Raw genomic sequence first — 6,000 nt, 5'->3', positions numbered from 1 at the left:
CCTAAAGCCTAAAGCCTAAAGCCTAAAGCCTAAAGCCTAAAGCCTAAAGCCTAAATATCCTCTTGGTCTCTTAAATTTTGAATATAAGATGCTTTTTGTACTTGGCGTCTTCTTTTAACAGATGGTTTTGTAAAAAACTGCGCCTCTCTTAAATTCTGCATCACTTTAATATTGCGGTGTTTTCTTTTATAACGTTTTAAGGCGCGTTCTATGTTTTCGCCATCTTTAATAATAATTTTTAACATGTATAGTTTTTAATTGTTTGTGTTTTAGGATTATCCTAAATACGTTTTTAATACTTTGCTTTTTGATGTATGTCTTAATCGGCGTATGCCTTTTTCTTTTATTTGTCTTACGCGTTCACGGGTTAAACCAAAAGCTTCACCTATTTCTTCCAAACTCATAGGTTGCTCATTACTAATGCCATAATAATTTCTAATAACCTCAGCTTCTTTTTCAGACAGGGTGTTTAATGCACGGTTTATTTCCACATTTAAGGAATCTTTCATTAAATCCATATCTGGTCTAGGTGATTCATTAGCATTTACAACATCATAAAGTGTTGAAGTTTCACCTTCTCTTAATGGCGCATCCATTGAAACGTGTCTGCTAGAAATTTTCATAGATTGCTTAACATCACTAATTGTAAGTTCTAAATTATTGGCAATTTCTTCGGCACTTGGTGGTCTTTCGTGCGCTTGTTCTAAAAACGAATAGGCTTTATTGATTTTATTGATAGAGCCAATTTTGTTCAAAGGTAACCTAACTATTCGAGATTGTTCTGCTAAAGCTTGAAGAATAGCTTGTCTAATCCACCAAACGGCATACGATATAAATTTAAAACCTCTAGTTTCATCAAAACGTTTGGCCGCTTTAACCAAACCAGCATTACCTTCATTTATTAAATCGGGTAATGTTAAGCCTTGATTTTGATATTGTTTTGAGACTGAAACCACAAAACGTAAGTTAGATGTTGTGAGTTTATCTAAAGCTACTTGGTCTCCTTGTCTTATACGCTGTGCTAATTCTACTTCTTCATCTGCGGTTATTAGCGGAATTTTACTAATGTCTTGTAGGTATTTGTCAAGCGACTTTGATTCTCTGTTGGTAACTTGTTTCGTAATTTTTAATTGCCTCATATATTATTTTTAAGTTATAGATTATACTATCTACAACTTAACTTTTTTATTGAGAAAACCTAATAATTACGGTACTTTCTTCGTAAGTCACCCAAAAAGAAATGAAAAAGGTTATTTAACGGTGTCTTTTTGCTTTTTCTTACCGCTTAACAAGCCACCAAGTACATTTTTAACAGCGTCTTTGGTTGTGTTTGTTTTGGTTGAATCGGTAGTGGCGGTTGGTTTATTGCCTCCAACAATACCACCAAGCACTTCTTTTACTGTGTTGTTTTGGTTTGTAGTAGCAGAATCTTTTTTAGCTTTGTTGCCCGCTATTAAATCACCAAGCATACCACTAACTTTATCTTTGCCTTGGTTGAGTAGTTTTTGTTTTTGAATTTCAACCAATTGTTTGGTTAAGTTGGTAACACCACTTGTTAAATCGGTTTTTATTGTAGGACTTGTGTAAGTGCCTCCAATATTTGCAGTAATTGGAATGGTGATATTTTTTGCTGAAGCATCATCAATTTTAGCAATAAGGTTAGTAACCTCAGTACCTAAATATTTAGCAGGCACATTAAATACCGCACTATAAACTAGGGTTTTGTCAAAACCATGCGAACCAGCAATTTCAATGTCGATATCTTGATATTTTATGCGGAAAGGTTTAACACTTACTTTACCATTATTAAATTCAAATTTTGTTTTTAGGTCGTTTAAATTTAGTTTTTTGAAATCTATAAAATTTAAAGAGTTACCTAATTTATTTAGCACTTCGGCGTTTGATGGGTTTACTGTAGACGATAGGATTTCGGCTAAAGCATCGCCCGATAAGGAGTTTAAATTGGGCGTAAAATCATCAGTTAAATTGCCTTTTAAATTTAGAGTTGTATTTAGTTTGCCTTGTATTGCCTTCATTAACGGTGCTAAATTTTGGAACAACTCCATGCCTTGAAACGATTTGGCAATATCAAAAGCATTAATGCCTAAATCCATGTTAAATGTAGGTGTGTCAGTTTTTGTTGAAACGACTCCAGATAAGGCTAACTGACCATCAAAAATATTGGTTGTGAAGTTTTGCAATTGTACCTGTTCGTCTTTAATAATTAAAGCACCTTTGGCATTTTTAAGCTGTAAATTATCGTAAATAACTGTGTTAGCTTGTGCGTTTATGGTACAATCTAAAAACGCAGGAATTTTTAAAGATTCCTTTTTTGCAGCAGATTTTTTAGTTCCTTCTGTTTTGTTTTCTGTTGGAGTAGGTTCATCACTCATAAAATCATTCACCGCAAAAGTGTTTGAAGTTAGATTGAAATTACCTTGTAAGGTTTTGTTACTAAACATAAACCCTAATAAATTTTGAATAGTACCTGTTGCGTTTAAATCTGTTTTGCCGGTTTGTGCTTTAAACGTATTTAATGAAACAGTTTGAGGATTAAAAGTAATGCCAGCATTTGAAATTAACAGAGGGTTTTTAAAACCATCCGAAGCATATTTAAAATTACTTAAACTCATGCTTCCACTATTTTTAATACGCTCGTAAGCATTTTTTTCAATTGCTTCCATATCAAAAGCAGTATTTACTTTGGCTTTTAAAATACCGCTAAGTTGTGTTTTTAAATCTATCGGATAAACTTTTGCAATATTTGCCAAATTAAGAACACCATCAATATCGGCGTTTACCAGCATATTACCAGTTATGTTTTTTATGGTAGCCGATGATTTAAAAACATCTTGGTCTATCTTAAAATTTAAGGTGTTTATAGCGACATAAGTATCTTCTGTTTTACCGGTGGTGTTTTTAATTTCGGTATCAATAACGATGTTTTGAACACTTTTAGGTAAGGAGGGGTATTTAAACGAGGCGTTATTCGATTTAATGCTAATATCCAACGTAGGAATGGTTTCATCGGTAACCATGCCTTTTATAATGCCTTTTACTTTAAAATCACCAGTAGTTTCAACGTTTTCTATGTTTTTCGAATACGCTTCAGGAATGACTGCTAAAAAGTTTTTAAATGATGATTCTGGGTTTTCAAATGTAATATCAACATCTTGTCCTGTTTCTAACAATTGCACAAATCCGTGAAACTCAATAGGTAATTGATTGATAAACCCTTTGTTTTCTTTAAAGGTGTATTTGCTGTTGTTAAGATCCATGTCAATTAGTGCATCTAACTTAATTGGATTGTTGTTTAAATAATTAGAACCATCCATGGTAAGGCTTATTTTTGCATCACTTTTAGTCTCTAATTCCGATTTTTCTGCCGAAAAGGTTCCTTTACCTTCATGGTTAAATTCAGAAATTTTTAAAAGGATTTTAGATTCTTCACTTAAATAATTAATAGTACTGTTTTTTATTTGGTAATCTTGAATATCGAAAGCAAAACTACTGGTTTCGGTAGAAGCATTTTCTTTTTCTTTGGTAATATCATAATTGGTAGCACCAGAAGCATTGGTTTTTAAATTCAGCAAAACGTTATCGGCATTTATAGAATTTACTATAATAGATTCGTCTGCTTTTTTAAACAATTCTTTTATAGACATGGTAAATGCGATGCTTTTTGCACTAACCAATGTATCGCCTTTAAAAGGTTCAAAATTGGTAATTGCCAAATCGTCTATAGATACATGTGCTTGCGGAAAACTTTTTATAAAACTTAAATCGACATCCTTAAACTCTACTTGAGCGTTTAGGTTTTCGTTAATAAAGCGCTTGACCATCTCTTTAATTTGTGATTGAAATATAAAAGGGGAGGCAACTAACAGTGCTAAAATTATAAGTAGGGAGATTCCGGTGATTTTAAGCGCTTTTTTCATTGAAAAATTTTATAGGATATACAAACAAAAATAGCCAAAAGGTTGAAGCTAAACCAAAATTTAACAACCATTTATAGTTTCATTAAAGAAGCCGAATTTCTTCATGCGCTCTAAGTTTAAAGCGTTTTTTGAATAAAAACACCCCTAAGTATAATAACGGTGTGTCGCAAATAGCTATAAGTATTTTGAATAAAAATCCGCTAATCAAAAGGCCTTTAAACATACTCCAAGGAAGTACTTCAAAATAACAAAGTAAAAACACAACAGAGAAGGTGTCTACAAATTGCGATAAAAAAGTGGAGAAGTTATTGCGGAGCCATAAATGCTTGCCTTTTGTAAGTCGTTTCCAGAAATGATAAATTTGAATGTCTATAAATTGTGCAAACAAATAAGCAGCCATACTTGCAGCAACGGCTAAAATAGTGCGACCAAAAACATGTGAGAACACAGAATCGTTAACAGGTGAGCCGCTAACGGCAGGAACAACATCGGCAACATAAATTATTAAAACAGAGAATAGCGAAGCGAAGATACCTGCCACAACTACTTGGTTAGCACGTTTTTTTCCGTAAATTTCGCTAATTAAATCGGTTATTAAAAAGGTAATGGGGTAGGGCAAAATACCAACAGAAACAATAAATAGTTTACTTCCAAAAATCTCTACATCAATAGGATGCCAATAAAAGAATTTTTGAAAAATAAGGTTTGAAACCACTAGCGAAGTTATAAAAAGCGCTCCCAAAAGCATGTAAATTTGTTGGGCAGCAAGTCTGTCTTTTAAAGTCATTGGCAATTGTGAATAAATACGTCTTGTAAATATAAAGGAATAAAATTTGTTTTACTTATTTTGCCATTACTTATGACACAACCAGCCACGTTTTATATCGCATTAGGTAGTAATAAAGGTGATAAATTTAAAAACCTTCAAGACGCTATAGATTTAATCCATGAAAAAATTGGAAATGTTACACATATTTCGAAGGTGTATAAATCGCCAGCATTTGGTTTTGAAAGTGACGATTTTTTAAATACTTGTTTAATTTTAGAAAGCCATCTAAAACCTGAAACTTTGCTTCAAGGATTATTGACTATTGAAACTACTTTAGGGCGTGTTCGCACTCAAAAAAATAAATACGAAGCTCGTAATATCGATTTGGATATTGTGTTTGTTGAAGATGCCGTTATTAATACCAAAACACTACAAATACCGCATCCAGAAATGCAAAAACGTAAGTTCGTTTTGTTGCCACTTAATGATATAGCTTCAAAAGTAAAACATCCCAAATTAGAGAAAGAAGTAGCTGTTTTGTTGCAAGAATGTGGGGATGAAAGTGTTGTGGTGCCTATTAATATTTGGTTAAAAAACCCAAGTAAAGCGTATGATTTTTCAAAGTATGGGTATATAGCCATTGAAGGCAATATAGGTGCAGGAAAAACCAGTTTAGCATCTAAGATTGCTCACGATTTTAATGCGAAACTTATTTTAGAGCGTTTTGCCGACAATCCGTTCTTACCCAAGTTTTACAGCGATGCGTCGCGTTACGCCTTTCCTTTAGAAATGTCGTTTTTAGCAGACCGTTACCAACAAATTAGTGACGATTTATCGCAACTCGATTTGTTTAAAGATTTTATTGTGAGCGATTATGATGTGTTTAAATCGCTTATATTTTCGAAAATTACTTTACAAGAAGATGAATTCAAGTTGTACAGAAAACTTTTTTACCTCATGTATAAAGAGTTGCGTAAGCCTGATTTATATGTTTATCTATACCAAAACACCTCACAATTACAAGAAAACATTAAAAAGCGTGGGCGTGATTACGAACAAAATATCGAAAACGATTATCTGGAAAAAATTAACACGGGTTATTTAGAGTTTTTAAAAACCCAAACCGATTTTAATGTAAAGATTATTGATATTTCCAGTAGGGATTTTATTGAAAATAGAAATGATTACTTGTGGCTTTTGGGAGAGATTTGTGAGGATTAATTGGGTGTTGCGCTTATCGTTAAGATATAGTTCCGTTTCAATGAACTATATCGGTTGATAAGCGAAGTTATA

Annotated in this window: 5 protein-coding genes; 1 reads left to right on the top strand and 4 read right to left on the bottom strand. The window is 32.8% G+C overall.

The features are described from left to right. Nucleotides 1-50: 50 nt before the first annotated feature. The 4 genes from rpsU to VP395_RS13575 form a co-directional block, all read right to left on the bottom strand. Nucleotides 51-245 carry a 30S ribosomal protein S21 gene (rpsU, locus tag VP395_RS13590; RefSeq protein ID WP_117174857.1) on the bottom strand — a complete coding sequence of 65 codons (195 nt, stop codon included), beginning with the start codon at nt 243-245 and terminating at the stop codon, nt 51-53. Nucleotides 246-275: 30 nt separating this feature from the next. Then, nucleotides 276-1,139, bottom strand: a complete 864-nt coding sequence (locus tag VP395_RS13585) for a sigma-70 family RNA polymerase sigma factor (protein WP_346242564.1) — start codon at nt 1,137-1,139, stop codon at nt 276-278. 111 nt (nt 1,140-1,250) lie between these two features. Then, nucleotides 1,251-3,938, bottom strand: coding sequence for an AsmA family protein (locus VP395_RS13580; RefSeq protein WP_346242563.1), 2,688 nt, complete (start codon nt 3,936-3,938; stop codon nt 1,251-1,253). A gap of 82 nt (nt 3,939-4,020) precedes the next feature. Further along, nucleotides 4,021-4,725 (bottom strand): queuosine precursor transporter, encoded by a 705-nt coding sequence (locus VP395_RS13575; protein WP_346242562.1) that lies wholly within the window; start codon nt 4,723-4,725, stop codon nt 4,021-4,023. Between the two features lie 72 nt (nt 4,726-4,797). Here VP395_RS13575 and folK point away from each other — a divergent pair, with 72 nt between their 5' ends. Next, nucleotides 4,798-5,928: a 2-amino-4-hydroxy-6-hydroxymethyldihydropteridine diphosphokinase gene (gene folK, locus VP395_RS13570; RefSeq protein ID WP_346242561.1), complete on the top strand. Its 1,131-nt coding sequence runs from the start codon at nt 4,798-4,800 to the stop codon at nt 5,926-5,928. Nucleotides 5,929-6,000 lie beyond the last annotated feature (72 nt).

The sequence above is a fragment of the Mariniflexile soesokkakense genome (assembly GCF_039650365.1).
GTDB classification, from domain to species: domain Bacteria; phylum Bacteroidota; class Bacteroidia; order Flavobacteriales; family Flavobacteriaceae; genus Mariniflexile; species Mariniflexile soesokkakense.
The sequence above is the reverse complement of the archived record's forward strand: the minus strand, read 5'-3'. Positions and strand labels throughout refer to the sequence as shown.